This window comes from Sanguibacter antarcticus, from assembly GCF_002564005.1.
GTDB lineage: Bacteria > Actinomycetota > Actinomycetes > Actinomycetales > Cellulomonadaceae > Sanguibacter > Sanguibacter antarcticus.
The window spans coordinates 2,684,102-2,710,833 of record NZ_PDJG01000001.1 but is presented as its reverse complement, the minus strand read 5'-3'; the positions used below and the strand labels follow the sequence as shown (position 1 = coordinate 2,710,833).

At 69.0% G+C, this 26,732-nt stretch carries 22 protein-coding genes and 3 tRNA genes; 18 read left to right on the top strand and 7 right to left on the bottom strand.

Annotated features, from left to right (window positions below):
• Positions 1 to 48 precede the first annotated feature (48 nt).
• Positions 49 to 852: a glycosyltransferase family 2 protein gene (locus ATL42_RS12230; protein WP_098456543.1), complete on the top strand. Its 804-nt coding sequence runs from the start codon at positions 49 to 51 to the stop codon at positions 850 to 852.
• Between the two features lie 74 nt (positions 853 to 926).
• On the opposite strand, the gene ATL42_RS12225 is transcribed toward ATL42_RS12230, so the two are convergent.
• The 4 genes from ATL42_RS12225 to ATL42_RS12210 form a co-directional block, all read right to left on the bottom strand.
• Entirely contained in the window at positions 927 to 2,633 is a 1,707-nt protein-coding gene (locus ATL42_RS12225) for an alpha-amylase family protein (protein WP_098455586.1), read from the bottom strand.
• 8 nt (positions 2,634 to 2,641) lie between these two features.
• Positions 2,642 to 3,646, bottom strand: coding sequence for a TIGR03885 family FMN-dependent LLM class oxidoreductase (locus ATL42_RS12220; RefSeq protein ID WP_098455585.1), 1,005 nt, complete (start codon positions 3,644 to 3,646; stop codon positions 2,642 to 2,644).
• A 39-nt stretch (positions 3,647 to 3,685) separates the two neighbouring features.
• Positions 3,686 to 6,193: a hypothetical protein gene (locus tag ATL42_RS12215; protein ID WP_098455584.1), complete on the bottom strand. Its 2,508-nt coding sequence runs from the start codon at positions 6,191 to 6,193 to the stop codon at positions 3,686 to 3,688.
• Between the two features lie 82 nt (positions 6,194 to 6,275).
• Positions 6,276 to 7,487 carry a diacylglycerol/lipid kinase family protein gene (locus tag ATL42_RS12210; protein WP_098455583.1) on the bottom strand — a complete coding sequence of 404 codons (1,212 nt, stop codon included), beginning with the start codon at positions 7,485 to 7,487 and terminating at the stop codon, positions 6,276 to 6,278.
• A 118-nt stretch (positions 7,488 to 7,605) separates the two neighbouring features.
• Here ATL42_RS12210 and serS point away from each other — a divergent pair, with 118 nt between their 5' ends.
• The 6 genes from serS (at position 7,606) to ATL42_RS12180 (ending at position 14,363) form a co-directional block, all read left to right on the top strand.
• Entirely contained in the window at positions 7,606 to 8,880 is a 1,275-nt protein-coding gene (gene serS / locus ATL42_RS12205) for a serine--tRNA ligase (RefSeq protein WP_098455582.1), read from the top strand.
• Complete coding sequence (locus ATL42_RS12200; RefSeq protein ID WP_098455581.1) at positions 8,877 to 9,728, top strand: HAD family hydrolase; 852 nt, start codon at positions 8,877 to 8,879, stop codon at positions 9,726 to 9,728. Before serS ends, ATL42_RS12200 begins: the two co-directional genes overlap by 4 nt.
• A gap of 4 nt (positions 9,729 to 9,732) precedes the next feature.
• Positions 9,733 to 10,749, top strand: a complete 1,017-nt coding sequence (locus tag ATL42_RS12195; RefSeq protein ID WP_098455580.1) for a LacI family DNA-binding transcriptional regulator — start codon at positions 9,733 to 9,735, stop codon at positions 10,747 to 10,749.
• Between the two features lie 164 nt (positions 10,750 to 10,913).
• The gene (locus ATL42_RS12190; protein WP_211281814.1) at positions 10,914 to 12,290 is read left to right on the top strand and encodes an ABC transporter substrate-binding protein; all 1,377 of its coding nucleotides are present in this window, start codon (positions 10,914 to 10,916) and stop codon (positions 12,288 to 12,290) included.
• Positions 12,291 to 12,429: 139 nt separating this feature from the next.
• On the top strand, positions 12,430 to 13,419 hold the full coding sequence (locus tag ATL42_RS12185) for a carbohydrate ABC transporter permease (protein WP_098455578.1): 990 nt from the start codon (positions 12,430 to 12,432) through the stop codon (positions 13,417 to 13,419).
• A complete protein-coding gene (locus tag ATL42_RS12180) occupies positions 13,416 to 14,363 on the top strand; it encodes a carbohydrate ABC transporter permease (protein WP_098455577.1) in 948 nt (315 codons plus the stop codon). The genes ATL42_RS12185 and ATL42_RS12180 overlap by 4 nt, the downstream gene beginning before the upstream one ends.
• A 36-nt stretch (positions 14,364 to 14,399) precedes the next feature.
• On the opposite strand, the gene ATL42_RS16565 is transcribed toward ATL42_RS12180, so the two are convergent.
• Together ATL42_RS16565 and ATL42_RS12170 are read right to left on the bottom strand one after the other, a co-directional pair.
• Entirely contained in the window at positions 14,400 to 14,663 is a 264-nt protein-coding gene (locus tag ATL42_RS16565; protein WP_098455576.1) for a proteasome activator, read from the bottom strand.
• 24 nt (positions 14,664 to 14,687) lie between these two features.
• Positions 14,688 to 15,686 carry an NAD(P)H-quinone oxidoreductase gene (locus tag ATL42_RS12170; protein ID WP_098455575.1) on the bottom strand — a complete coding sequence of 333 codons (999 nt, stop codon included), beginning with the start codon at positions 15,684 to 15,686 and terminating at the stop codon, positions 14,688 to 14,690.
• A gap of 207 nt (positions 15,687 to 15,893) precedes the next feature.
• Here ATL42_RS12170 and ATL42_RS12165 point away from each other — a divergent pair, with 207 nt between their 5' ends.
• From ATL42_RS12165 to ATL42_RS12115, 11 genes are all read left to right on the top strand, one after another.
• Positions 15,894 to 20,171 (top strand): HAMP domain-containing sensor histidine kinase, encoded by a 4,278-nt coding sequence (locus ATL42_RS12165; protein WP_169925419.1) that lies wholly within the window; start codon positions 15,894 to 15,896, stop codon positions 20,169 to 20,171.
• A gap of 35 nt (positions 20,172 to 20,206) precedes the next feature.
• Positions 20,207 to 20,656 carry a roadblock/LC7 domain-containing protein gene (locus ATL42_RS12160; protein WP_098455573.1) on the top strand — a complete coding sequence of 150 codons (450 nt, stop codon included), beginning with the start codon at positions 20,207 to 20,209 and terminating at the stop codon, positions 20,654 to 20,656.
• 14 nt (positions 20,657 to 20,670) lie between these two features.
• Positions 20,671 to 21,081 carry a DUF742 domain-containing protein gene (locus tag ATL42_RS12155; protein WP_211281813.1) on the top strand — a complete coding sequence of 137 codons (411 nt, stop codon included), beginning with the start codon at positions 20,671 to 20,673 and terminating at the stop codon, positions 21,079 to 21,081.
• Positions 21,062 to 21,679 (top strand): GTP-binding protein, encoded by a 618-nt coding sequence (locus ATL42_RS12150; protein ID WP_098455572.1) that lies wholly within the window; start codon positions 21,062 to 21,064, stop codon positions 21,677 to 21,679. The genes ATL42_RS12155 and ATL42_RS12150 overlap by 20 nt, the downstream gene beginning before the upstream one ends.
• Positions 21,680 to 21,802: 123 nt before the next feature.
• A tRNA-Ser gene (locus ATL42_RS12145) sits at positions 21,803 to 21,887 on the top strand.
• A 204-nt stretch (positions 21,888 to 22,091) separates the two neighbouring features.
• The gene (locus tag ATL42_RS12140) at positions 22,092 to 22,871 is read left to right on the top strand and encodes a CAP domain-containing protein (protein WP_098455571.1); all 780 of its coding nucleotides are present in this window, start codon (positions 22,092 to 22,094) and stop codon (positions 22,869 to 22,871) included.
• 30 nt (positions 22,872 to 22,901) lie between these two features.
• Positions 22,902 to 24,185 (top strand): threonine/serine exporter family protein, encoded by a 1,284-nt coding sequence (locus ATL42_RS12135; RefSeq protein WP_245862507.1) that lies wholly within the window; start codon positions 22,902 to 22,904, stop codon positions 24,183 to 24,185.
• Positions 24,186 to 24,263: 78 nt separating this feature from the next.
• Positions 24,264 to 24,352, top strand: a tRNA-Ser gene (locus ATL42_RS12130).
• A 166-nt stretch (positions 24,353 to 24,518) separates the two neighbouring features.
• A tRNA-Arg gene (locus ATL42_RS12125) sits at positions 24,519 to 24,591 on the top strand.
• 227 nt (positions 24,592 to 24,818) lie between these two features.
• A complete protein-coding gene (locus ATL42_RS12120) occupies positions 24,819 to 25,064 on the top strand; it encodes a hypothetical protein (protein WP_098455570.1) in 246 nt (81 codons plus the stop codon).
• Entirely contained in the window at positions 25,007 to 26,113 is a 1,107-nt protein-coding gene (locus ATL42_RS12115) for a hypothetical protein (RefSeq protein ID WP_169925418.1), read from the top strand. The genes ATL42_RS12120 and ATL42_RS12115 overlap by 58 nt, the downstream gene beginning before the upstream one ends.
• A gap of 19 nt (positions 26,114 to 26,132) precedes the next feature.
• Here ATL42_RS12115 and ATL42_RS12110 read toward each other — a convergent pair whose 3' ends face one another.
• The gene (locus tag ATL42_RS12110) at positions 26,133 to 26,711 is read right to left on the bottom strand and encodes a hypothetical protein (RefSeq protein WP_098455568.1); all 579 of its coding nucleotides are present in this window, start codon (positions 26,709 to 26,711) and stop codon (positions 26,133 to 26,135) included.
• Positions 26,712 to 26,732: the final 21 nt, after the last annotated feature.

Genomic DNA, 26,732 nt, shown 5'->3' with positions numbered 1-26,732 from the left:
CCGACGGTCGACGGCGTCGACGAGCGCGCGCACGGGGGCGACGACCAGGTGTCAGCCCGGCGCGCCAAGTCGGTGTCTTCGAACCTCAGCGGGCGTGCCGCGACCCGTCAGCGGGTCGCCGTGATCATCCCGGCGAAGGACGAGTCGCGCCGGATCGCTGCGACCGTCCGTGCAGCCAAGGCGATCCCTCGCGTGGACCTCGTCCTCGTGGTCGACGACGGCAGCGAGGACAACACCCAGGACGTGGCGCGCGACGCAGGCGCCGTCGTCGTCCGTCACTCGCACAACCGGGGCAAGGCCTCGGCGATGGAGACCGGGGCTGCCGTCGTCGCGATGCGCGACGCGCCCGGCCGACCACCACGCCTGCTCCTCTTCATCGACGGCGACCTCGCCGAGACGGCCGTGAACACGGCGCCGCTCATCCTGCCCGTCTTCGAAGGGCGGGCCGACATGTCGATCGCGCTCCTGCCCCCGCAGGCGGGAGCGGGCGGGCGCGGCATCGTGGTCGGGGCCGCCCGGCGGGCGATCTCCGCGATGACCGGCTGGACACCGACCCAGCCCTTGTCCGGGATGCGCTGCATGACGCGTGAGGCGTTCGAGGCCGCGACCCCGCTCGCACGCGGGTGGGGCGTCGAGACCGGTCTGACGATCGACCTGCTACGGCTCGGGTACGTCGCGGTCGAGGTGCCGTGCGACCTGCGCCACCGGCCCTCGGGCACCGATTTTCGCGGGCAGATGCACCGCGCGAGCCAGTACCGCGACGTCGTGCTCGCCGTCAACGCCCGCCGGGTGCGGGCGGTCGGCAAGGCTGTCCGGGAATCGACGTCCAAGCCCCCTCGCGCTCCTCGCTAGCCTGCCGTTCTCCGGCGTCGCCGGTCGTCGGGGCACTGCTGAGCCCGGCGGACGTCCCGCCGAGCCCAGCAGGCTCAGGTGAGGCGCTTGTCGCCGCTCCGGACGACACGCAACCACCGGTAGCCGTAGCCGCTGACCGCGAGCTCGGCGGTCCCGTCGGCCGCAACCTCGGTCTCGCCCGACTCGAGCAGGTCGACCAGCCGTGCGCCGACCGCGTCGCTGGTGTCGCTCGAGCCGTCGCTGTCGAGCCTCGGGACCGTGATCGGCACGGAGACGGCGTGCGAGGCGAAGTTGTGCACCGCGATCATCTGCCCCTGGGCACCGGTGACACAGTGCGCGAGCACCGAGCTCTCGGGCTGGTCGAGCACGGTGAGGTCACCCCAGCCGATCTCTGTGGAGTCTCGATAGCGGCGCACGAGGACCCGCATGAAGTGCAGGAGCGAGTCCGGGTCGTTGCGCTGGTCCGCGACGTTGACGTGCTCGGGGCTGAAGCCGTCGTCGACCACGGGTGCGGGGAGACGCGACGGTGCCGCGGTCGAGAAGCCGCCGTTCTTGCCAGACGTCCACTGCATGGGTGTCCGCACAGACTCGCGCCCGCCCGCGTCGAGGTTCTCACCCATCCCGATCTCCTCGCCGTAGAACAGGACCGGGGTGCCGGGCATGGAGAACATGAGGCTGTACGCCATGCGGATCCGGCGCGGGTCGCCGTCGAGCATGGTCGGCAGCCGCCGTGTGATGCCCCGGTCGAAGACGCGCTGCTGCTCGTCTGGGGCGAACGCGTCGAAGACCTCCTGGCGCTCGTCCTCGCTCAGCTTGTCGAGCGTCACCTCGTCGTGGTTGCGAAGGAAGTTGGCCCACTGCGACCCCCGGCTCACCGGGGGCCGCCCCGCGAGGGCGGTAGCGAGCGGGCGTGCGTCGGACCGGGCGAGCGACAGGTAGAGCGCCTGCATCGACACGAAGTCGAACTGCATGGTGAGCTCGTTCCCGTCGTCACCGCCGAAGTACTCGACCTGTTCCGCGTGCGGCAGGTTGACCTCGCCGAGAAGGATGCCGTCGCCGGTGCGACGCCCGAGGAACGCGCGCAGGGACCGCAGGTAGTCGTGGGGGTCGCCGTACTCTTCGCCGCGCTGCTCCGCGGCGACGGACGGCTCGATGAGGAACGGCACCGCGTCGACGCGGAACCCGCTGATGCCGAGCTCGAGCCAGAATCCCATGACCTTGGCGATCTCCTCGCGCACGCGCGGGTTCTCGACGTTGAGGTCGGGCTGGTGCTTGTAGAAGCTGTGGAGGTAGTACTGGTTCGTCTTCTCGTCGAGCTGCCACACGCCGGTCTCTTCGCCGGGGAACACCGTGGGGGCTGGGTCCGCGGGCGGTTCGTCGCGCCAGATGTAGAAGCTGCGGTACGGGGACGTCTTGGAGGCGCGGGCGGACCTGAACCACGGGTGCTTGTCGGACGTGTGGTTGACGACGAGGTCGACGATGACGCGCATCCCTCGGTCGTGGGCCGTGCGGATGATCTCGACGAGGTCGCCGTGGTGACCCAGTCGCGGGTCGACGCCGTAGAAGTCGGTGATGTCATAGCCGTCGTCACGGTCGGGTGTCGGGTAGAACGGCATGAGCCACAGGCACGTGATGCCGAGCTCGGCGAGGTGGTCCATGCGTTGGGCGAGGCCTTCGAGGTCGCCGATCCCGTCGTCGTTCCAGTCCATGAAGGTCTCGACGTCGAGGCAGTAGACGACTGCGGTCTTCCACCAGAGGTCGGAGGTGTCGGTCATGCGCATGGCCGGGCTCAGCTCTCTTCCGTGCGTGCACGGGGAGCGGCAGCCGAGGCGCTGCTCGCACGGAGCTGCGGCAAGACCTCTGTCCCGAACGTGTCGATGAAGGGCGTCTGCTCGACGCCGACGTGATGGAGGTAGACCTCGTCGAAGCCGAGGCTCTGGAGCTCGCCGATGCGGTCGACGAAGAAGTCGGGGTCGCTCGAGACGAGCACAGAGTCGTGCAGGTGCTCGGGCTGGACGTGCTTGGCGGCCTCGTCGAAGGCCGCGGGCGTGTCGATGTCCCAGCACAGCGGGGGCGAGAACACGTTGGTGCGCCACTGGTCGTGCGCGATCGCGAGGGCTTCCTCGTCGGTGGGGGCATAGCTGACGTGCACCTGGAGGATGAGGTCTCCGCGCCCGTCGGCATCGCGGTATGCGGAGATCATCTCCTGGAGCTTTTCGCGGGGCTGGGCGATCGTCGCGAGGCCGTCAGCCCACCCGGCGACCCACCGGGCGGTCTCGACGCTCACTGCCGCCCCGATGAGGGGAGGGGGTGTCTCGGGCCGGGTCCACAGGCGGGCGCGGTCGACGGTCACGAGACCGTCGCGGGTGACCTCCTCGCCGGCGAAGAGGTCGCGCATGACGTCGACGCACTCGAGGAGCCGTGCGTTGCGGACGTCTTTGCGGGGCCATGCGTCACCGGTGATGTGCTCGTTGGAGTTTTCTCCAGAGCCGAGCGCGGCCCAGAAGCGGCCGGGGTACATCGCTGACAGGGTCGCGGCAGCCTGGGCGACGATCGCCGGGTGGTAGCGCTGGCCGGGTGCGTTGACGACGCCCAGCTTGAGGTTGGTGGCTTCGAGGGCTGCGCCGAGCCACGACCAGGCGAACCCGGACTGGCCTTGTCGTTCGCTCCAGGGAGCGAAGTGGTCGGAGCACATAGCGGCGTCGAAGCCGGCGGACTCTGCGTGCTTGACCGCGTCGAGGAGCTGACGCGGGTGGACCTGCTCGTGCGAGGCGTGAAATCCGTAGATCGCCAAGGGGACGTCCTTCCGATGGGGGTGCGGAAGTGCACGAACCTATCCCGGCTGCTCCGTCACGGCGCGGGCAGCGAGCATCCGGGACTTGCGCAGCGTGAGCATCCAGCTGGCGTACGTGGCCGCGACGAGCGGGACGAGGACGGACATGCCGACGGCGAGGACGACGATCCCCGAGTCGTTGACGAACGTGCCGATGACGAGGGCGATCGTCACGCACAGGACGCCTGGACCGAACATGGGCGCGTCGTTGTTGATCTGCTTGAGCGGGGCGCCGTCGGTCAGCCAGCGGTAGCGGGAGCTGTCGTCAGAGCGCGTCGCGTCGTGCAGCGGACGGCCCAGGACGAGACCGATGACCGCGATGCCCGCGATCCCCACGAGGGCGAGCGGGTTGCGCAGGGTCTTGAAGTTGGCCTCGAGCTTGCGCACGATCACGTCGAGGAGCCCGCCGTCGAGCACGGTGTCCACGAACCTGCCGAGGTGCGTGCGGTCCGCTTCCGGGCGCATCCAGTCGAGGGCCGCGAACCCGCTGACGACGACGAGAGCGCCGATCAGCACGAGGCCGACCTTCTTCCAGTCGAGCCGGATCCCGGCGGCGACGAGCGCGAGGATCGCGAAGGCGGGCACGAGCGCCGGGGGACCACCGAAGTCGGCGCCGATGCTCGGTGACCCGTCGAGGACGACGGCTGTCGTGCCGATGAGGAGGACCGCGACAGCGGCGAGCCGGCGGTGGCCGCTGGCGACGAGCCGGTTCGCGACGGCCGCGGCGACGAGGACGGTCGTCGTCGCGAAGAGCGCGAAGGCCGTGTTGTTGAAGCCGTAGAAGCGCCCGGCGACGGTCGGTTGGATGCCCATGAGCGCGGAGACCTGCATGTGCGCACCGGTGGCGACGTCGACGGCGAGGACGACGGCGGTGATGGTCGCGACCACGCCGACGGGGCCGAAGAGCCACGCCCGCCAGGGCGGCAGGACGGCGGCGGCCGTGATGATGAGGACCCATCCGATCACGAGCCCGGTCAGGGCGAGCGTCGGCATGCTCGTGGTCCACCAGGGGGTGAGGTTCGCGAGGAGGGTCGCGACGGGGACGCCGGCGATGATGATGCTCGCGCCACGCAGGACGGTGAGCACCTGGACGGGCATCTGGCTGATGGTCGGTGCGAGACGGGAGACGAGGCTGCGGTCTGTAGGCTCCTCGGTCGCGGCACCGAGGCGTTTGGCGTCTTCACGGTCGACGGCGGCCATGAACCGACGGCTGAACGCGAAGGAGACGGCCCCGAAGAGGAGCAGGTTCACCGCGCAGTAGAGGAGGAAGAACCCCTCGAGGAGCGGCCGGGTCGCCAGGGCGTGGGTCTGGTCGTCGACGAGGGTCGAGACGCGGTCCTCGACGGGGGCGCCGGAGTCGTCTCCTGTCATCGAGGAGCCGACGAGGGTTCCCCGGGGGATCTCTTCGGTGAGGCTGAGGAGCTCGGCGATCGTGGGCAGCACGTCGGTCGTCTGGACGTACCCGTCCTGACGGGTCGAGCGGGACTCGAGGATGCCGGGCTGCTGGTCTCTGCCGAGGACGGCGACGACCTGCATGCGTGCGGTGGTGCTCGCCTCGGAGAGCGACGCGACGACGACGGTCGTGTGCTCGAGCCCGGGGTCGTGCGCGCGGGCTGCGTCGAGGACGACGCCGATCTGGGCGTCGACGACGGCGACGTCGGCGGCGTGCTGGACCTGGGCGGTCGGGCCTGGCGGGTTGGCCTCCTCGGGCATGTCGGGGCTCTCGTCGGTGTCGGCTATGGGCACCGGCTTGAGCTCCGCGGCGTGCCCGAGGTTGCGCACCGATCCGGGGTCGACGACGACGAGCTCGGACATGTCGAGCGCGGTGCCGACGATCTCTCGGAGGTCTGGGTCGGCCTGGAGGTCGGTCGTGCCTGTGGAGAGCGGGGCGTAGCTTCCGGCGACGACACCGTCGGACGTCGCGAGGGCGATCGCGGCGCCCGGGCCGACGGCGCTCGCGGGGGTGGCGGTAGCGACGAGGACGTCGCCGAACGTCCCGATCGCCGCCCCGAAGGTCTGCTCGCTGACTGCCGCGAGGTAGTCGTCCCACGCGGGGACGGTCGACCCGGAGCCGGGGACGGTGTTCTGCAGGAGGCGGCAGGGCACGGACTTGGCGTTGAACCAGTCGCCGGCTCGCTTGCCCGCTGAGATCGCGAGCCAGCCGTCGGCCGGGCACGTGGAGCTCTCGACGCTCCGGTCGACGAGGTTGCCGACGGCGCCGGCCTCGGCGATCGCCCACAGGGTGGGGGTCGCTTCTGCGGAGACGTCCTCCCACGTGATCCCGCCGGTGCCGACGAGCAGGACGCGGTCGTCGGTCAGCGGGCTCGCGGTGGTCACCGACGGAGCGTCGGTGACGGCGGTCGGTGTGCTGGTCTCGTGCGACGGCCGTTCGAGGGCGCCGGCACTGCCTGCGCCGCCTCCCAGGCCGAGGGTGACGAGGAGGAGGACGCTCCCGACGCGTGTGCGCACCGGGGTGCGCGCGGAGACGAGGATCGGGTTGCGGTTCACCTCGTCAGCCTAGACGGGGCCTGGTCGCTGCCAGGCCTGCACGGTGGTGCGTCGGGTGGAACACCTGTGGAGGGTGTGCGGTCTACCTCGTGCTGAGCCGGGGGATCGGTGCTCGGACGACGAGGGCGAGAGGCTCGACCCACGTGCGGACCTCGACGGCGCGTCCGAGGACGTCACCGTCCACCTGGACCTGCTCAGCCCGTTCGACGTGCAGCAGCACGCGCTCGGCCCGTGCGTGGTCGATGCGGCCGATCTTGTTCGGCAGGTCGTTCTTCAGGCCGAACCCTTGCAGGACGACCTCGCCGAACAGCTGGGCCCAGCCCATGATCCCGCCGCGGGTGTCGATGGCTGCGACGTCGTGGACACCGTCGTCGATGAGGGCGTCGGGGATGAGGGTGATCCCGCCCGGGAGCTTTCCGCAGTTGCCGACCATGAGCGTGCGGAGCCTCGCCTGGACCGGCGGGTGGTCGTCGAGCGTGATGGTCATGTCGAGGCGGCGGCCGTGGAGGTGGCGGGCGCCAGCGAGGAAGTAGGCGATCCAGCCGACCTTGGACTTGAGGGTCGCGTCGGCGTCGGCGACCATCGCGGCGTCGAAGCCGAGACCGGCGATGACGAGGAAGATGTGCTTCGTCGTGTCGGCTGGTGCGAGGGCCGCTGCCTCGGGGTCGTGCGGTCCGGGCGCGAGGTGGCGCGGGCCTGCGGCCTCGGTGGCGGGTGGCTCGTCCGGGGCGACGTCGTCGACCGGCGCGGGCGTGAGCACCTGGAGCCAGCCCACGTCGATCGACCGGTCCGTGCCGTCGAGCAGGATGCGGAACGCCTCTTCGCGGTCCGTGACGGAGATGTCGAGGTTGCGGGCGAGAAGGTTGCCGGTGCCCAGCGGGAACAGCGCCATGGGCTTGCCCGTACCGACCATGCCCTCGGCGACCGCTCGCACCGTCCCGTCACCGCCGACCGCGACGACGAGGTCGGCGCCGCGGCTCAGCGCCTCGCGCGTCTGACCGACCCCCGGGTCCTCGATCGTCGTCTCCAACCACACCGGCTCCGGGAGCTTCTCTGCGGCGCACCGCGCGAGCAGCGAGACCTTGATCGCCGCGGCACCGTTCTTCGACGGGTTCGCGACGAACGCGAGACGCGGCCCGGACGGCACGGAGACGTCACCGGAGGACGACGCCGCCTCACGCGCGGCGAGCTCCGCCCGCAGCGCGGCGTGCTGCCGCAGGAGCACGAGCGTCAGGCCGAGCGCGACGAGCGCGACGACGAGCGCTGCAGTGAGCAGCCAACCTTCCAGTCCCATGCGCACACGGTAGGCCCTGGGGCCCTCCACCGCGCCTCGCCGCGCAGCGGGGCCCACCGTCGTGCCTCGTGCGGGGTGGTGCGCCACGTGCCCGGCGGCGAGTGGATACCCTTGCACGGTGATTGATCTCCGAGTCGTACGTGACAACCCCGACCTCGTCCGCGCCAGCCAGACGGCTCGAGGTGATGACCCCGCGCTCGTCGACCACCTGCTCGACGCCGACGCGCGACGGCGGTCTGCGCTCACGGAGTTCGAACAGCTGCGCGCCGAGCAGAAGTCGCTGGGCAAGCAGGTGGCTGCGGCGAAGGGCGACGAGAAGGCTGAGCTGCTCGCGCACACGAAGCGGATCTCCGAGCAGGTCAAGGGGCTCCAGAGCGAGGCCGCCGAGGCCGAGAAGACGCTCGACACGCTGACCTACCAGGTCGCGAACATCGTCGAGGGAGCGCCCCCCGGGGGCGAGGACGACTTCGTGGTGCTGCGCACCGAGGGCACCCCGCGAGACTTCGCCGCCGAGGGCTTCACCCCCCGCGACCACCTCGACCTGGGCGAGCGGCTCGGCGCGATCGACACCGCGCGCGGCGCCAAGGTGTCCGGCGCACGCTTCTACTACCTCACCGGGATCGGTGCGCGCCTCGAGCTCGCGCTGCTCAACGCCGCGATGGACATGGCGCTCGCCGCCGGCTTCACACCGATGATCACACCGACGCTCGTCAAGCCGGAGGTCATGGCCGGCACGGGCTTCCTGGGCAAGCACGCCGACGAGATCTACCACCTCGAGGAGGACGACCTCTACCTCACGGGGACGAGCGAGGTGGCGCTCGCGGGCTATCACTCGGACGAGATCCTCGATCTCTCGGACGGCCCCAAGCGCTACGCAGGGTGGAGCGCGTGCTACCGGCGCGAGGCCGGCTCGTACGGCAAGGACACGCGCGGCATCATCCGTGTGCACCAGTTCCACAAGGTCGAGATGTTCTCGTACGTCCCGGTCGAGGAGGCTGCTGCGGAGCACCAGCGTCTCTTGGCGTGGGAAGAGCAGCTGCTGGCGGCCGTCGAGCTGCCGTACCGGGTCATCGACACGGCGGCGGGCGACCTCGGGTCGAGCGCCGCGCGCAAGTTCGACTGCGAGGCGTGGTTGCCGACGCAGGAGCGGTTCCTCGAGCTGACGTCGACGTCCAACTGCACGACCTTCCAGGCACGTCGTCTCGGGATGCGTGAGCGCACGGCGTCGGGGGAGACCCGGCCTGTCGCGACGCTCAACGGGACGCTGGGCACGACGCGGTGGATCGTCGCGATCCTCGAGAACCACCAGCAGGCGGACGGGTCGGTGCGCGTCCCGGTGGGCCTGCGCCCGTACCTCGGCGGCCTCGAGGTCATGGAGCCGACGAGCCGATGACCTTCGACCTCGGAGGCTCGTCGACGGCGCCGGGTCTCGTCGCGCAGGGTGTCGAGCGCAAGCTTGTCGCGCTCGACGTCGACGGCACGCTCATGACGTACGACGAGTTCTTGTCGGAGGAGGTCTGCGACGCGGTCTCGGACGTCCGCGCCGCCGGCCACCAGGTGGTGCTCGCGACCGGGCGGCCGCTCGTCGCGCTCATGCCGGTGGTGCAGCTGCTCGGTATCGACGACGGCTGGGTCGTGTGCTCGAACGGGTCGGTCACCGCGCGCATCGCGCCGGAGTCGACGAACGGGTTCGTGCTCGACGACGTCGTCATGTTCGACCCGCACCAGGCCCTGCGGGTCGTGCGCGAGCACATGCCGCTGGCGAAGGTGGCGGTCGAAGAGATCGGCGTCGGGTACTGGGTGAACGAGGTGTTCCCCGAGCGCATGCTGCACGGCCTGCACACGGTGACGGAGTTCGACGAGTTCCACGGTCGTGAGACGGCGCGCGTCGTCGCTGCGGACGCTCAGGCGCCGCGGCGGGAGTTCCAGGAGGCGTTGCGGCTCTTGGGGCTCGTCGACACGTACTTCGTCATCGGGAGCACGCGGTGGATGGACGTCGCGCCGCACGGTGTGACGAAGGCGTCCGCGCTCGAGCGTCTGCGCGGGCTGCTGGGCATCGCCCGCGAGCACACGGTCGCGATCGGCGACGGCGGCAACGACGTCGACATGCTCGCGTGGGCCGGTCGCGGCGTCGCGATGGGTCACGCTGAGGCGCAGGTCATCGCTGCAGCCGACGAGGTGACGGGCTCGATCCTCGACGACGGTGCCGTCTCGGTCCTGCGAAGCATCTTGCTGGGCTGACGTCGTGGTCCAGGGGATCGAGGACGTCGCGCGGGCTGCGGGTGTGTCCACGGCGACGGTCTCGCGTGCGCTGCGGGGGCTGCCGAACGTGTCGGCGGCGACCCGCGAGCGGGTGCGGTCCGCGGCGCTGGCGCTCGGCTACGTCGCGTCGCCGTCTGCGGCGAGCCTGGCGTCGGGGCGGATGCGGACGATCGGCCTGCTGACGCCGTGGGTGAACCGGTGGTTCTTCGCGAACGTCATCGAGGGTGCGGAGCGGACGCTGCGCGCGGTGGGTTTTGACGCGCTCCTCTATACGTTCGACATCTCGCGGGAGCAGCCGCGGCGGGAGGTCGACCCCGGGGTGCTGCGTCGCCGGGTCGACGGCACGCTCGTCGTGGGGATGCCGCTGCGGGACGCCGAGGTGCAGGCGCTGGAGGACCTCGGGCAGCCGTTGGCGTTCGTGGGGACGGGCCGCGACGACCACCTGACGGTCCGTCTGGACGACCATGCTGCGGGCACCCGGGCGACGGAACATCTTGTCGCGCTGGGTCACCGGGCGATCGGTCACGTGTCGGGGACGCCGGACGACCACCACTCGTGGTCACCGCCGAACGCGCGCCGGGCGGGCTGGGCCGACGCGCTCGGTGCGGCGGGGTCGCCGCCGCTCCCGGGCTGGGAGATCAACGGGAACTTCGACGTCCCGGGCGGCAGGGCATCGACCCATACCCTGCTCGACGCCCATCCTGAGCTCACGGCGGTGTTCGCGGCGTCGGACGAGATGGCGATGGGGGTCATCCTCGCTGCCCGGGACCGTGGGCTCCGGGTGCCGGAGGACCTCTCGGTCATCGGGATCGACGGCCACGACCTCGGTGAGCTCGTCGACCTGACGACGGTGTCCCAGGACGCGTCGGGTCAGGGGGCGCAGGCGGCGGCGTTGCTGCTCGAGCTCATCGCCGGCGGTGGGTCGGCTCTGCAGGTGATCCATCCGACGAGGCTCGTCGTGCGGGGTTCGACCGGTTCGCCCCGTTCCGGGGATGCGTGACTGAATCGTTACCCTGGAGAATCGATACACCAGTTGCGAAACCCCCATGTAAGCGCTTGCATGGGTCCTGGAGGCAAGGGTGCCGACATCGCTGTCGTCCCCGGCCGTACCGCCCGACCGTGCCGATCATGACGATGTGAGGAACCTCGAAGATGAGAAATTCAATGCGCCGCAGCTCTGCTGCACTGGCCACCGGGGCAGCGCTCGCCCTCGTGCTGGCCTCCTGTGCTCCTAGCGCCGACGACGGCGGCGACGACAGCACCGACGACACCTCTGCCACCGCTGAGCTTCCCGAGATCGACTGCGCCGCCTACGACGAGTTCGGCGACCTGGACGGCACCAGCGTCTCGGTCTACACCTCGATCGTCGAGCCCGAGCAGAAGACGCAGGAAGACTCCTACCAGCCGTTCGAAGACTGCACCGGCGTCACGGTCGAGTACGAGGGCTCCCGTGAGTTCGAGGCCCAGCTGCTCGTCCGCCTCAAGGCCGGCAGCGCGCCCGACATCGCGTACCTGCCGCAGCCCGGGCTCCTCAAGACGATCGTCACTGACACCGACGCCGCCGTAGCAGCCCCGGACGCCGTCGCGGCGAACGTCGACACGTACTTCTCCGAGTCCTGGAAGGGCTACGGATCGGTCGACGGGACGTTCTACGCAGCACCGCTCGGCGCCAACATGAAGTCCTTCGTCTGGTACTCGCCCACCATGTTCGCCGACGCGGGCTACGAGGTCCCCACGACGTGGGACGACATGATCGCGCTCTCCGACCAGATCGTCGCCGACGGCTCCATGCCGTGGTGCGCGGGCATCGGATCCGGTGACGCGACCGGCTGGCCGGCGACCGACTGGGTCGAAGACGTCGTCCTGCGCTCCGCCGGACCCGAGGTCTACGACCAGTGGTACACCCACGAGATCCCGTTCAACGACCCCCAGATCGTGGAGGCGCTCGACGACGTCGCCGACATCCTCAAGAACCCGGACTACGTCAACGCCGGCCTCGGCGGTGTCGACTCCATCGCGACCACCGAGTGGGACAGCGCAGGCGCACCGATCCTCGACGGCAACTGCTGGATGCACCGCGCGGCGAACTTCTACCAGACGCAGTGGCCCGCGGGTACGGACGTCTCTGAAGACGGCGACGTCTTCGCGTTCTACCTCCCGGCGATGACCGAGGGCGAGAAGCCGATCCTCGGCGGTGGAGAGTTCGTCACCGCGTTCAGCGACCGCCCCGAGGTCCAGGCCTTCCAGACGTACCTGTCCAGCGCGGACTGGGCCAACGTCAAGGCTGTCACCACCCCTGACGGCGGCTGGGTCAGCGCCAACAACGGTCTCGACACCGACAACCTCGCTACGGAGTTCGACAAGCTGTCCGCCGAGATCCTTGCCGACCCTGAGTCCGTCATCCGCTTCGACGCCTCGGACCTCATGCCTGGTGAGGTCGGGACCGGGACGTTCTGGTCCGAGATGGTGAAGTTCTTCTCCGAGGACAAGAGCTCGCAGGAGGTCGCCGACGCGATCGAGGCCTCCTGGCCCCAGTCCTGACGCACTGATGCTCTGACCGGTGGGGGCTCACCCGAGCGGGTGGGTCCCCACCGGTCCGCACGGCCCCCGGGGAGACCGGGAACCCCATGTCTGACCTGAACTGATCCCGCCCTAGCCGGCGGGTGGCACGGAGGCTCCGATGGACTGGCTGCTGCACGCCAACACCACGACCGAGAAGCTCGTTCTCATGGTTGTGGCGATTCTCTTGTTCGTCGTCGTGATGGGCGTGGTGCTCTTCGCGGTCGACCGCCCCAAGAACCCGCCGAAGGGACTGGTCATCGGTGCGTTCCTCGGCCCGTCGGTCCTGCTCCTCGCGTTCGGGCTCGTGTACCCGGGGCTGCGGACCATCTACACGTCGTTCTTCGACCGCACCGGCTCGGAGTACATCGGATTCGACAACTACGTCCGAGCCTTCACGCAGGACTCGTTCCAGCTCGTGCTGCGCAACACGGCCCTCTGGGTCGTCTGCGTGCCGCTCGTGGCGACGTTCCTCGGCCTGCTCTACGCGGTGCTCGTCGACCGGACCCGGTTCGAGAAGATCGCGAAGGGCCTCATCTTCCTCCCGATGGCCATCTCCATGGTGGGGGCCGGGATCATCTGGAAGTTCGTCTACGAGTTCAAGCCGAACCAGCAGGGCATCCAGCAGACCGGTCTGCTCAACCAGCTCCTCGTCTGGGTCGGGTTCGAGCCGCAGCAGTTCTTGCTGACCCAGCCGATGAACACGTTCTTCCTCATCGCGGTCATGATCTGGATCCAGACCGGTTTCGCGATGACGATCCTCTCGGCCGCCATCAAGGCGATCCCCGACGACATCGTCGAGGCAGCCCAGCTCGACGGCCTGCGCGGCGTGGGCATGTTCCGGTACATCACCGTCCCGAGCATCCGGCCGGCGCTCGTGGTTGTCGTCACGACCATCGCGATGGGCACGCTCAAGGTCTTCGACATCGTCCGGACGATGACAGGCGGCAACTTCGGCACGTCCGTCGTCGCGAACGAGTTCTACACGCAGAGCTTCCGCCAGAACAACGCCGGGCTCGGCGCTGCGCTCGCGGTCATCCTCTTCGTGTTCGTCATCCCGCTGGTCGTATACAACATCCGCCAGCTCCGCATCACGGAGGAGATCCGATGACCGACCCCGTGGTTCCTGTGAAGCTCACCGACGTGGACGGGTCGCAGCGCTCCGTCGACCGAAAGACGAAGCTCTCCCGGGTCGAGAAGCGTGCGATCGCCGCGAAGGGCAAGCTCACCTCGCCGTGGGCGACCGTCACCGCGGTGATCATCGCGGTCCTCTGGACGACGCCGACCGTCGGCCTGCTCATCACGTCCTTCCGCCCCGAGGCGGACATCAAGAGCAGCGGCTGGTGGACCGCGATCGCGCACCCGTGGTTCAACTTCGACAACTACGAGAGCGCGCTCTTCGGCAGCTCGACGAACCTGTCGACCTACTTCATCAACTCGATCGTCATCACGCTGCCCGCGGTGATCATCCCGATCACCCTGGCTCTCCTGGCCGCCTACGCGTTCGCATGGATCGACTTCAAGGGCAAGAACATCCTCTTCGTCGCGGTGTTCGCGCTCCAGGTGGTCCCGATCCAGGTGACGCTCATCCCGCTCCTCAAGCAGTACGTCAGCTGGGGTCTCACGGAGACGTTCTGGACCGTGTGGCTCTCGCACTCGATCTTCGCGCTCCCGCTGGCGATCTTCCTCCTGCACAACTTCATGAAGGAGATCCCCTCGAGCCTCGTGGAGGCGGCCCGCATGGACGGCGCCGGCCACGTGAAGATCTTCTTCCAGGTCCTCATGCCGCTGCTCGTCCCGGCGATCGCGTCGTTCGGGATCTTCCAGTTCCTGTGGGTGTGGAACGACCTCCTCGTCTCGCTGACGTTCGCCGGCGGTCGACCAGACGTCGCTCCGCTCACGGTGCGCGTCGCGGAGATGGCCGGCTCGCGCGGTGGCGACTGGCACATCCTGTCCGCGGGAGCCTTCATATCGATGATCGTCCCGCTCATCGTGTTCTTGTCCCTCCAGCGGTACTTCGTCCGCGGGATGCTCGCGGGGTCCGTCAAGGGCTGAGCCTGTCAGAGGTACTGACCGGGGGTGGGGCGCGCATCAGGCGCCCCACCCCCGGTGCCGTTCGTGGACAGCCCTGGGGGCAGCGTGGAGGCCGTGCTGCCCTGGGTGAGGTGCGCTGCGCGCCTCACCGAGCAGTCGCTCGATGAGGTCGCCGATCCGCAGGACCTTCGCGGGTTCTTCGATGACCGTGCGGGAGGGCGTGGCGTCACCCTCGGTCGTCGCTGGTGTGCTCTGGGTCGTCACCTCGGTGCTCGGTGCGGTGCTCGGGGTCGGTCCGGGGGTGCCTGCGCTGCGCTGCATCGGACCCGTCGTGCGTACCGGAGGTCAGGGGATGAGGAGGATCTTGCCGAAGACGTCGCCGGAGTCGAGGAGACGGTGTGCCTGGGCGGCCTCTGCGAGAGGCAGCCGAGCATGGACGACAGGTCGGAGGCGTCCGTCGTCGAGCATAGGCCATGCCGTGGCGGCGACGTCCGCGACGATGCGAGCCTTCTCGTCGCGCGGACGTGCCCGCAGCGTCGTCCCCACGACCCGCGCCCGCTGGACCATGAGCAGGCCGAGGTCCAGCTCGCCGCGCTGCCCCTTCTGCGTCCCGATGACGACGAGGGTCCCTCCCACGGCCAGGCTCCGCACGTTCGCGTCGAGGTAGGCCGCACCCACCACGTCCAGCACGACGTCGGCGCCGTGGCCCCCGGTCGCTGCGTGTACGAGGCCAGGGAGCTCGTCCGCGAAGTCCACGCCGTCGGGCCGCTGGTAGACGAGACCGTCCTGGGCGCCGAGCGCGCGGCACCGTTCGACGCGGTCCGCGTCCCGTGCTGTGACGAGCACGTGTGCGCCGAGCGCCGTCGCGAGCTGGACCGCCACCGTCCCGACGCCCCCGGAGCCGCCGTGCACCAAGACGTGATGACCCGCTTGGAGACCGCCCGCGTCCACGAGGTTGCTCCACGCCGTGCACACGGCCTCGGGCAGGGCCGCAGCATCGACGAGATCGACGTGGTCGGGCACCGCGAGCAGCTGCCCTTCCGGCACCACGACCATCGAGGCGTACCCGCCGCCCTCGAGCAGCCCGGCGACCCGATCGCCGGGCGACCACCGGGTCACGCCCTCGCCCACGGCAGTCACGACCCCCGAGATTTCAAGGCCTGGCCATTCCGACGCGCCGGGGGGTGGCGGATAGTGCCCTCGGCGTTGGAGAATGTCGGCGCGGTTGACTCCGGCGGCAGCGACCGCCACGAGGACTTCTCCCCGGTCAGGGACAGGGTCTAGGGTCTCAGCGAGGACCAGGACGTCGGGGTCGCCGAAGCTTGTGATTTCAACCACGTGCATACTTGTCACCCTACGGCCACTCGGCGGTAGTCGCGAGATGCGCGTCAGTAGCGGGTTAAAGACCGGCGTTCTCCTTAAGAGAGCCCCGTTGTCGGTCGATGGTGCTCTTGCGAACGAAGACGCTCGTGCAGCGCCTCGTACGGGCAGCAGCGTCGCAACGGCTAGAGACAGCAACATGAAGGGATGCACATGCTCCGGAGACTGAGTGTGCGAGGAAAGATTCTCGCCGCCCTCGCCGTACCGGTGCTGGTGCTGTTCATCGCAGCAACCGTGTTCTCGCTCTCCTCCATCCGGGACCTCCAGGTCGCGCAGCAGGCTGAAGAGGTCGTCGCCCTGCTCGACATGGGTGAGGAAGTGACCACGGCGCTCCAGACGGAGCGCGCAGCGTCCGTCGCCTTCAACGAGGCACCTGTAGGCCGAGAGGTCGAGAGCATCAACGCTCGCCGCGAAGCCACGCTCGCACTGACCGAGGCTCGCTCCGAGACCAACGTGAAGCTCGGGACCCTCCGAGAGGCCTACGCCGGACTCGACATCAGCCGTCTCGACCCGACGGTGACCATCACCCTCATCTCCGTGAGCGAGAACAACCAGACGCTCCTCGCCTCGGTGCGTGACTTCGTCAACCGCAAGGCTGGAACGTCTGCAGTCGTCACGACCCGCTACTCAGCGCTCGTCCTGCAGTTCCTCAAGGTCCCCCAGGCGCTCGCCGACAACCTCACCGACCGCAACGTCGCAGGGTTCCTCGACTCCTACGCCGACGTCTCTCGGATGGTCGACGCGGTCCGCGCCGAGATCCCCCTCGTCCAGAAGGTGCTCACCACCACGCTGGCCGGGCAGGGGATCGAGAGCGAGCAGCGCAACACCGCCGCACTCATCGCCGGGACCGACACGACCCGTGACACGGCCGAGTCCTCGGTCTCTGCGCTGAACATCGACGGGCTCCTCGTCGAACGCCCGGGTGGTCAATACACCACGATGCGTCAGATCCTCACCTCCGGTGAGACCGAGCGCATGACCCCGGCTCTCGCGTCGACCTGGAACGACCAGTCCGCCCTCGAGGTCGACACCCTCGCACCGCTGCAGGGGGAGCTCTCCGCTCTCGCCCGTACGGCCACTGCTGACGAGGTCGCCAGCACGCAGACCGTCGCCATCTACACGATCGTCATCACGGTCATCACCGTGCTGGCGTCGATCCTCATCGCCGTGTTCATCTCGCGCCGCATCACCGTCCCGCTGCGCCACCTCGCCAAGGCTGCTCAGGACGTCCGTGCCGAGCTGCCGAAGCTCGTCGAGCAGGTGTCCGTGCCCGGTCAGGGCCCGGAGCTCACGCTGACGACCATCAAGATCGAGTCCACCGACGAGGTGGGACAGCTCGCTGCAGCGTTCAACGACGTCAACTCGACCACCGTCGAGGTGGCCCGTGAGCAGGCAGCGCTCCGAGGGTCCATCGCTGAGATGTTCGTCAACGTGGCTCGTCGTGACCACGTGCTCCTCAACCGTCAGCTCGCGTTCCTCGACGAGCTCGAACGGTCTGAAGAAGACGCGAACGTCCTCGCCAACCTCTTCCGCCTCGACCACCTCGCAACCCGGATGCGCCGCAACTCCGAGTCGCTCCTCGTGCTCGCCGGCATCGACTCCGGTCGACGCGTGCGCCAGCCGATGCCCGTCTCCGACGTCGTGCGCACGGCTTCTTCCGAGATCGAGCTGTACGACCGGGTCCGACTCAACCTCGAGGCCGACCCGCTCATCCTCGGGCACAACGCGCTCAACGCCGCGCACCTCATCGCCGAGCTCCTCGAGAACGCGACGATGTTCTCCGAGCCGCACTCGCCCGTCGAGGTCACGACGAACCGGACGTCCCGCTACGTCACCGTCGAGGTCCGCGACCACGGCCTCGGCATGAGCCCCGAGGACATCGAGGCCGCGAACATCAAGGTCGCGTCCCGCTCCGCGTCCGACGTCATCGGTGTCCAGCGCCTCGGCCTCTTCGTGGTCGGCCGGCTCTCCGACCGTCTCGGCGCCCATGTCCTCTTCGCTCGTGCGAGCGACGGCAGCGCAGGAACGGTGGCCACGGTCTCCTTCCCGGCAGGCCTCTTCGTCGACGACAGCGACGTGCCGCTCCAGGGACCGACAGATCCCTTGAGCGCCTCGAACCGCCAGGCGACCGAGCAGTGGATGGCCCCCGAGGCCGAGATGGCTGTGCCCGTCGACCTCGAGGCGCTCACCGACGGAGCCACGAGCGTCGGCATGCCGCGTCGTCGCAGCTCGTCGAGCACCACCGAGACGCCGGCCGTCGCCAGCACGCCTGACGTGTCGGACACCCAGAGCGCGATGGTCCTGCCTCCGCTCGAGTCCGCCAACCCGGCGATCGACCTCTCGAGCCCCGGAGACCTCAACTGGAGCCCGCCCCAGGCGCTCGGAGAGCGTCTCCCGCTCGGCCTCCCGAGCCGTGCACGCGGTACCGAGGCTCCCGTCTCGTTCGGGCACCTCGAGCCCGTGCAGGACGAGCCCATCCTCGACGGCGAACGTCGTAGCGCGATGTTCAACAAGTTCCGCACCCGGAGCTCGGTCGAGGCTGACGCGCCGACAGAGCTGCCGGTCGAGCACGACGAACCTCGCGAAGAGACCGTCGCTCCGGAGCCTGAGCCCGAACCCGAGCGTGGCCTCCAGCACGAGTCGCCGATGTCCGGTGGCGGCAAGCTGAGCGAGAGCCGCTTCGACCCCTCGGAGCTCACCCGGTCCCAGTACACGATCGACGAGCACGACCCGGTCCCCGTGTCTGAGCTGGGCGAGTTCGACTCGCAGTACTCTCAGCCCGACGCCTACGCCCCCGTCGACGAGCACGTCGACCGCGTCGAGCACAGCGCACCGTCGACGGCAGGCCTGCACTTCGAGGTCCCCGCACCCGTCGAGCCTGAGCAGCCGCAGCGCCCGATGGTCGTCCCCGGCCTCCAGCCGGACGAGGACGAGCTCGCGTGGCAGGTGGAGGAGCCTCAGTGGCAGCCTCAGGCTGACAGCGACGAGTCGACGTTCGAGCCCGTGCAGCAGTTCGAGCCGCTTCCGTCGTTCGGCAGCCCGCCGCCGCGAGTCGCCCCTCCCGTCCAGCGTGAGGCTGAGCCTGAGATCTTCGAGCCCGTCCAGCGCTTCGAGCCGCTGGGCAGCTCTGAGAACCGTGACGCGCCGGTCGAACCGCCGACACGCACGGCTGCACAGGTCCAGGCCTACCAGGAGTCGCGCGGCTTCCAGCCCGTCGAGCGCTTCGAGCCGCTGGCCTCGCCTGAGGCGCCCGCAGCCCCCGTCGCACCCCAGGCAGCTGCACCGCTGAGGACGAGAGGCGCCTTCGGCGACTCCACGCCTCGGAGCCAGCCCGCCGAGGAAGCCTACCGGCCGATCGAGCCTCTGCGCCCGATCGAGCCGCAGCGTCCGCCGGAGCAGTACCGTCCGGCAGAGCCGCGTGTCGAGGCTGAGCGCCCCTTCGAGCCCACGCAGCGCCGCGAGCCCACATACCCGCAGCAGGGCGAGACCCCACGTCGACCGGAGTCGGCCCGACCAGAGCCGAGCGCTCAGGACGAGCAGTCCCCGCAGTGGGCGCCGACGGTCGCGAACACACCGACGCTCCCGAGCTTCGCTGACGTCGTCGCTGATGCGCCGACCCGGCGCGGGAACGCGCGACACACGGCCGAGGCTTCTCGACGTGGACCGTTCGCGTGGCTCCGCCGCCGCGGTGACGACGAGCAGCCACCTGCCACGGCCGAGGTCCCGGTGCAGCAGGTCGCTGCCATGCAGGCTCCCCGCCCGATGTTCGTACCTGAGCCCGACCACGGCTCGACCGGGACGGACCGTTCGACGGGAGGCTCCCAGAGCTACGTGCCGTCGAACGACCGGGGTGACGACCAGCAGGTCAGCGGCACGATGCGGGCTCAGCAGTTCGCCCCGTTCGCTGCCGACCAGGCTGCACCGCAGTCGCTGCGCGTCGGTCCGCCGTCCGCGAACGACGCGCGCGGCAACATGTGGAGCCCGCACCGTCCTGGAGCTGCACCGCAGTCCCCCGCGGCGCCGGTTCCCCACACAGATCTTCCGTCGAGTGGCGGGGACGCCGGCGAGAGCTGGACACCCCCGAGCCAGATCAACGGGGACATCGCCTCGATGCTCGCCATGCGGTCGAACATCCAGGAACAAGCACTTTCCGAGTTGAGCCAGCTGTCGGCATATCGTCCGGCAGCAGTCGACACGGACCAGGCCGGCGGGCTGACCCGCCGGACACGTGGGCAGGTCGCGGCTTCCACCGACGACGTGGCCTCGCAGAAGATCAGCCGCGACGCGGCAGAGCTTCGATCCCGACTCTCGGCGTTCCAGTCGGCCACATCACGTGGTCGTCAGACGCCGGGTGCCGAAACAGCTGACAACCGAGGTGCTGATCACCGGACATCGGATGACGGCACCGTGATGAATACTGTTCCCGACTCGGCGCCCCGGCCGCGTTGATCAATCGCCACTGAGGCATCGGAAAAGGAGGAAGCGTGAGCGCTCTCAGCACTGAGGCGACGAACTTTGGTTGGTTGCTCGACAACTTCGTCAGGACTGTTCCAGGCACCCGTCACACACTGGTGGTGTCTGCCGACGGGCTTCTCATGGCCATGTCGGAGAACCTTGACCGGACGAGCGGTGACCAGCTGGCCGCCATCGTCTCTGGTATGTCGAGCCTGACCCGAGGTGCGTCCCGCCAGCTCAACGGCGGTGCCGTTCGCCAGGCCATCATCGAGATGGACAACGGATTCTTGTTCCTCATGAACGTCTCGAACGGCTCTGTGCTTGCCGCAGTCGCCGACTCGACCTGTGACGTGGGACTTATCGGCTATGAGATGGCAATGCTCGTCTCTCGTACAGAAGCGACGCTGACGCCGCAGCTTATCTCAGAGATGCGGGGTAGCCTTCCCGTTGACGGAGCAATTCGAGCGCCGATCGGATGAGGTAGGTCAGAACTATGTCGAACTTCACGTCGAACTCGCACGCGATGGATGGCGAGCACTTCGAGGCCGCGACCGTGCGCCCCTACGCTGTGACTGGTGGACGCGTACGTTCTGCAACCTCTAGCTTGCCTCTCGAGACGCTGATCGAGGTTATGCCAGGGGCTGTGGACAGCCGTGGGCTTCCCCCGGAGAAGCGATCGATCCTCAGCCACGCCGCTCACAACTACGTGTCGATCGCCGAGGTCTCCGCTCTGCTGCGGATGCCCCTCGGCGTGGTGCGGATCCTCATCGCCGACCTAGCCGACGATGGGTTCCTCACCATCCACACGTCAACGCCCGTTAATGTTCACACCGGTCACGGCCAGAACCCGGCTCTGTCCCTGAGTGTGTTGGAGAGTGTTCTCAATGGTATTTCCGCCCTCTAGCGGCAACGCGAACGCCCCCACGGCGACGCCCCCCAAGCCTGCAGGTGCACCCACCGTCGTCAAGATCGTTGTTGCAGGTGGCTTTGCCGTCGGAAAGACGACCTTCATCGGTTCGATCTCTGACATCGAGCCGCTCAACACCGAGGCCGCCATGACCGAGCACTCGGTCGGGGTCGATGACGCAGGTGGCGTGTCTGACCGCAAGACGACGACGACCGTGGCGATGGACTTCGGTCGCATCGAGCTGCCCGGTTCGCTGTGGCTGTACCTGTTCGGGACGCCGGGCCAGGACCGCTTCCTCTTCATGTGGGACGACCTGGTGCGCGGTGCGATCGGAGCTGTCGTGCTCGTGGACACCGACCGTCTGGAGCAGTGCTTCCCGGCCGTCGACTACTTCGAGTCGCGTGGTATCCCGTTCGTCGTCGGTGTGAACTGCTTCGACGGTGTGGCAAAGCACCGGCTCGAGGACGTTCGCGAGGCGCTCCAGATCCCAGCCCACGTGCCGATGCTCTACACGGACGCGCGGTCACGTGCGGCGACGAAGCAGTCCCTCATCGCCCTCGTGCAGCACGCCATGCAGCAGCTGCGCGCCGCCTGACCTCTCACCACCCCGGACCGGGTCGTCGCGCACGCAGCGAGACGAGTTCGATCCCTGATGGTCCGCCATGTCACACTGTGTGCTCTGTGCTGCCCCTGACCAGGAGCTGCACGGCACCACCATGGAGGGCTGACAGAGCGGCCTAATGTGACGGTCTTGAAAACCGTTGTTGCGAAAGTAACCGGGGGTTCGAATCCCTCGCCCTCCGCCGCGGACCATGTCGACGCCCCTTTCCCAGCCTGCTGGGGGAGGGGCGTCGTCGTGCGTGGAGCGGGTGAAGTTTGGCCCAGGGGCTCGCGAGTCGCCCCGTCTCCGTCGATGGTAAGACGAGCAACGTTTGCCCAGAACTGCAGAAGGGCCGCATATCGGTCATCTGCTCTGGGGATGCGTATCGACAGGGGGAGAGAACCGCGTGAAGTCCACGATCGCCGTCGCAACGTCCGTGCTCGTTCTGACGCTCTTGTCTGCGGGCTCTGCGGCCACCTCAGCCGAGGCGCCGGCACTGGAGGTCGCCCTCGAGCGGGCCCATGCCTCGTCGCCTGACCCAGCACGTCACGACTCACAGGTCGCTACGGCTGCCCCGGCCCCCGTCGATCCGCCTCCGGCGGTCGAGGCGCCGGCCGTGCCTGTCGAGGCGACGCTGGCGCCTGCCCCGGTTCCGGCTCCGGAGCCTGAGAATGTTCCACAGCCGGTACCGCAGCCTGTTCCGGCGCCTGAACCCCCCGAGGCGCCGGCGCCTGCCCCCGAAGCCCCTCCTGCGCCAGTGTCCGAGCCTGTAGCCGCCGCCGCGACCGTCGCGATCGCCTCTGGTGCGCCGAACAGCGCCGGGACGCAGGCGCTCTTCTCGGCGCTCAACAGCTCCCGTGCCGCGGCGGGGCTTCCGGCTCTGGCGTACAACGACAGCCTCGCGGCCGTGGCGCAGTCGTGGAGCGCGAACATGGCGGCGACCGGTGCGATGGTGCACAACCCGTCGGTGTCGACGCAGATCCCGGCTGGGTGGCGCGCCTTGGCCGAGAACATCGCGTACGCCGGCGGCTACGCCGACCTCGCGGGCACCATCCACACGAACTGGATGAACAGCCCTGGTCACCGGAAGAACATCTTGGGGTCGACCTACACGGACGTCGGGATCGGATATCACGTCGATGCTGCGGGGACGGCGTGGGCGACACAGGTGTTCGCGAGATACTGATCTGGCCCCGGATCGGGAGATGATGGTCGGGTGACAGATCCCGCTAGCCCCGGCACGCTCGAAGACGCCCTCGAACCCGTCGGCTTCATCCGCCAGTCACGGCTCGTCCTGCGGGTCGGGACCATGCTCCTCAGCGCAGGGAGCGGCAGCTACCGCGTGAAGATCGCCATGCACCAGGTGGGGCGCGCGTTCGGTATCGACAGCGTGCAGGCGCAGGTGACGGTCAACGAGATCACCGCGACGTGCCACCGTGGTCCGATCTTCCGCACAGAGGTGGTCCAGAGCCCCGCTATCGGCGTGAACGCCGCACGGATCGCCGCGCTCGAGCGCCTGTGCGCGAGCCTCGCGCCCGGCTTCTCCACGGAGGAGCTGGAGCGTCGGCTCGACGAGATCCAAGCGACCCCGCCGCTCTACGGCCCTGTGCCCAACGCGCTCTTCGCGGCCATCGCGTGCGCAGCCTTCGCGTTCCTCAACAACGGTGGGCCGGTGGAGGTCCTCGTCGTCTTCTTCGGGGCGGGCCTGGGGCAGCTGACACGGCGCGCGCTGCTGCACCGGGGGTACAACCAGCTCGGTGTGACGATGCTGTCGGCGGCGATCGCGAGCGTCGTCTACCTCAGCATCGTCAACGTCCTGTTCCAGGCGGGTGTCGTCTCGTCCATCCACGAGAGCGGCTACATCTCGGCGGTCCTCTTCCTCGTCCCGGGGTTCCCGCTGGTGACTGCGGGCCTGGACCTGTCACGGCTCGACTTCTCGGCGGGCGTCTCGCGGCTCACCTACGCGCTCATGATCATGACGTCCGCGGCGCTGAGCGTGTGGGCTGTCTCCGCGGTCATGGGTCTCACCCCTAACCCGGCTGAGCCCTTGTCGTTGTCGACCGCGCTGGAGACCGGCCTGCGGCTCGCGGCCAGCGCGGCCGGGGTGTGGGGGTTCGCCCTGCTTTTCAACAGCCGGTGGCGGGTCGCTCTCGCTGCGGCCCTCATCGGGATGGTCGCGAACACGCTCCGGCTGGAGATCATCGACCTCGGCATCATCCCGCAGGGGGCTGCGTGCCTCGCGGGGCTCCTGGTCGGTGTTCTCGCGAACCTCGTCGCGCCTCGGATGAACGTCCCGCGGATCACGCTGTCTGTTCCTGCCGTGGTCATCATGGTGCCGGGCGCGGCGGCGTACCGTGCGATCTACTTCCTCAACGACGGCCAGACGGTCGAGGCCCTCGCGTTCGGGGTGCAGGCGACGTTCATCGTCGTCGCGCTGGCGATCGGGCTGACCATCGCCCGCACCGTTACCGACCGGTCGTGGACGCGGGCGCCGCGCTGACGTCCGTTTTGCTGTGGGGACTGCCTGGCAGGTACCCTTGCACAGCCCGCAGAAGATCTGTCCTCCGTGGGTGCTCGAGGAGACGTCGCATAGCCCGGTCTAGTGCGCCACCCTGCTAAGGTGGTGACGGGGAAACCCGTCCGAGGGTTCGAATCCCTCCGTCTCCGCTTCACGAAGGGCCCCGGTCGATGACCGGGGCCCTTCGTCGTGCGCGGGGCTGGCGAAACGGCCGCCTGACGGTCGGGTGGCGGGCGTCACGTGGGATCGGTTTGGGATCTGTGCGGCAGCACGGTAATGTTCTCGTCGGTCGGTGTTCGCACCGGTCTGCATCACGCGCCCGTAGCTCAACGGATAGAGCATCTGACTACGGATCAGAAGGTTGGGGGTTCGAATCCCTCCGGGCGCACATCTAGCACCTACGGCTCCACTCGAGAGAGTGGGGCCGTTCGTCGTTGTGGCAGTGGCAGCAGTGGCATGAGTCACGCGACGGCGTGTTCGATTCTCATGTCCACAGGCTGGCCGTCGATACTGAGGGTGTGCTCTCTACCCCAGACGACCTTCCTCGTTCGCCCTCCGGGCGTGTGCCGCAGTGGGCGCTCGACGAGGCGACGCGGGTCGCAGCAGCCCCAGAGCATGCTGGCCGACCAGAGCATGCTGGCCGACCAGAGCATGCTGGCCGACCAGAGCATGCTGGCCGACCAGAGCATGCTGGCCGACCAGAGCATGCTGGCCGACCAGAGCGTGCTGGTCGACCAACCCATGCCAGGTCTCGCCGGCGGACGCAGAGGACAGGACGGTCGTCTGGGCATCGTGGCGGTCGCGTGGTGCCGCTCGCGACGTTCGTCGTCGTCGCTGCGCTCGGCAGCTCCTGGTGGCTGACGAACGGGGCAGGCGGGCTGCCGAGCAGCATCGCCACGGCGCTCGACGCGCTGCCAGGTGTCGACTCGGTCGCCGTCGCGTCAGGGATGCCGCCGACCGCCGAGGTCGTCGCTCTCGCTGACGCCGCGCACCTCTCCGACGAGGGACGCGAGATCTTCTACGCCACACAACCAGAGCTCCTCGACGCGGAGGCCTTCGCTGGGCGGTGCACCGACGGTCACGCGGCGTCGCTGTTCCCGCGCTCCGAGGTGGTGGGCTGCTACTCCGGTGGGACAGGGGGGATCGTGCTCTATGCGCCGACGGACCCGCGACTCTACGGATTCGTCGTCGAGACGGCAGCGCACGAGGCTCTGCACGCGGCGTGGGACCGGCTCACGGGTGCCGAGCAGGACGAGCTCGAACCGCTCCTCGAAGCCGAGGTGGCGACCGTCGCGGCCGACGATCCGATCCTCGAGCAGATCGCCGGGTCCGTCGGAGAGAACGCGGAGAACCGTCCGACGGAGCTCTTCGCCTATGTCGGGACGCTGCTCTGGCGTGACGGCGGCCTGGCGCCCGGGCTCGAGGAGGTCTACGGGCGCTTCATCGAGGACCGCGCGGCCCTCGTCGCGGTGCACACCGCCTGGCAGGGAGCGCTCGACGACATGAGCACCGAGATCGAGGCAGCCTGGGCCGCGGCGGCTCCCCAGGAGACGGTGAACGCGCAGGAGCGCGCACAGCTCGATGCGGACCGCGCTTCCGTCGCGTACTACGAGGAGTCGTACGACGCCAAGGCCGCCGAGGTCGCAGCGATGTCCGCGGACCAACGGTCACGGTTGCGGCTGGCCTGGGTGTGGTGGGACGGGACCGACCTGCCCATGGCGGCTGCTGCGGAGACCCTCACGTCTGCCGCGGGTCTCCTGTCGCGCGACGCAGCGAACCTCTCCGAGCGCGAGGCCGCGCTCGTGGCAGCAGAAGCAGCAGCAACGGCCGAGCGGGCCCGGATCGAGGCGCTGGTCGCCGACCTGAAGGCGCTCCAGGATCAGCTCTCCCCGACGCCTGCCGCAGGTTGAGCGCTGGGCCGAGGAACGCTCAGCCGTCCAGGAGGTCGCGGACGTCGTCGGGGCCAGGCAGCGCGGTGCTCGTGAGCGGCCGGGCGTAGTAGGTCCACCAGCCCCACCCGGCGCCGACCTTCTCCCAGCCCTCGCCCGACGGGGCCCCGGACCGGAAGGTGGTGCGTGCGTGCTCCCACTGCTGCTCGGAGTGCGTCACCACATGGAAGAAGGCGCCATACCCGATGGAGTGCCACCCGTGGTGACCTGCCCGCTCCAGGACGCGCATCTCGTTGAAGGCGGTCAGCGGAGCGAGCGTCATGGTGTGTGGACCCGTAGCGACGAGATCCTCGGAGCGGCGACCATAGCGCTGCTGCGCCGCCTGACGGGTCATGCCCAGGACCCCGCCGATCTGCTCCCACGTGCAGCCCGCACCACGGGCGGAGTCGACCGCTGCGCGCAGCAACGCGTCCGTCTCGGTCGTGGCCTTCTGTGTGACCGCTACGAGGTCGAGGTGTGCCTGCGGATCTGTGTCGAGACGGGCGTCGACTCCAGGCGCCGCGGCGTCGAGGGCAGCAGCGAGGTGGTCGCGAAGGGTGCGTGCTTCCTGTTCGGTCATGTGTCAACTATACGTTGACGC

Bases quoted from the DNA above. Each gene is read 5' to 3' on its own strand.
- ATL42_RS12185 (WP_098455578.1), top strand. From the start codon at position 12,430: ATGGACTGGCTGCTGCACGCCAACACCACGACCGAGAAGCTCGTTCTC.
- ATL42_RS12155 (WP_211281813.1), top strand. From the start codon at position 20,671: ATGTCGAACTTCACGTCGAACTCGCACGCGATGGATGGCGAGCACTTC.
- ATL42_RS16565 (WP_098455576.1), bottom strand. From the start codon at position 14,663: ATGCAGCGCAGCGCAGGCACCCCCGGACCGACCCCGAGCACCGCACCG.
- ATL42_RS12200 (WP_098455581.1), top strand. From the start codon at position 8,877: ATGACCTTCGACCTCGGAGGCTCGTCGACGGCGCCGGGTCTCGTCGCG.
- ATL42_RS12150 (WP_098455572.1), top strand. From the start codon at position 21,062: ATGGTATTTCCGCCCTCTAGCGGCAACGCGAACGCCCCCACGGCGACG.
- ATL42_RS12190 (WP_211281814.1), top strand. From the start codon at position 10,914: ATGCGCCGCAGCTCTGCTGCACTGGCCACCGGGGCAGCGCTCGCCCTC.
- ATL42_RS12180 (WP_098455577.1), top strand. From the start codon at position 13,416: ATGACCGACCCCGTGGTTCCTGTGAAGCTCACCGACGTGGACGGGTCG.
- ATL42_RS12225 (WP_098455586.1), bottom strand. From the start codon at position 2,633: ATGCGCATGACCGACACCTCCGACCTCTGGTGGAAGACCGCAGTCGTC.
- ATL42_RS12170 (WP_098455575.1), bottom strand. From the start codon at position 15,686: ATGCACGTGGTTGAAATCACAAGCTTCGGCGACCCCGACGTCCTGGTC.
- ATL42_RS12210 (WP_098455583.1), bottom strand. From the start codon at position 7,487: ATGGGACTGGAAGGTTGGCTGCTCACTGCAGCGCTCGTCGTCGCGCTC.
- ATL42_RS12120 (WP_098455570.1), top strand. From the start codon at position 24,819: ATGCTGGCCGACCAGAGCATGCTGGCCGACCAGAGCATGCTGGCCGAC.
- ATL42_RS12110 (WP_098455568.1), bottom strand. From the start codon at position 26,711: ATGACCGAACAGGAAGCACGCACCCTTCGCGACCACCTCGCTGCTGCC.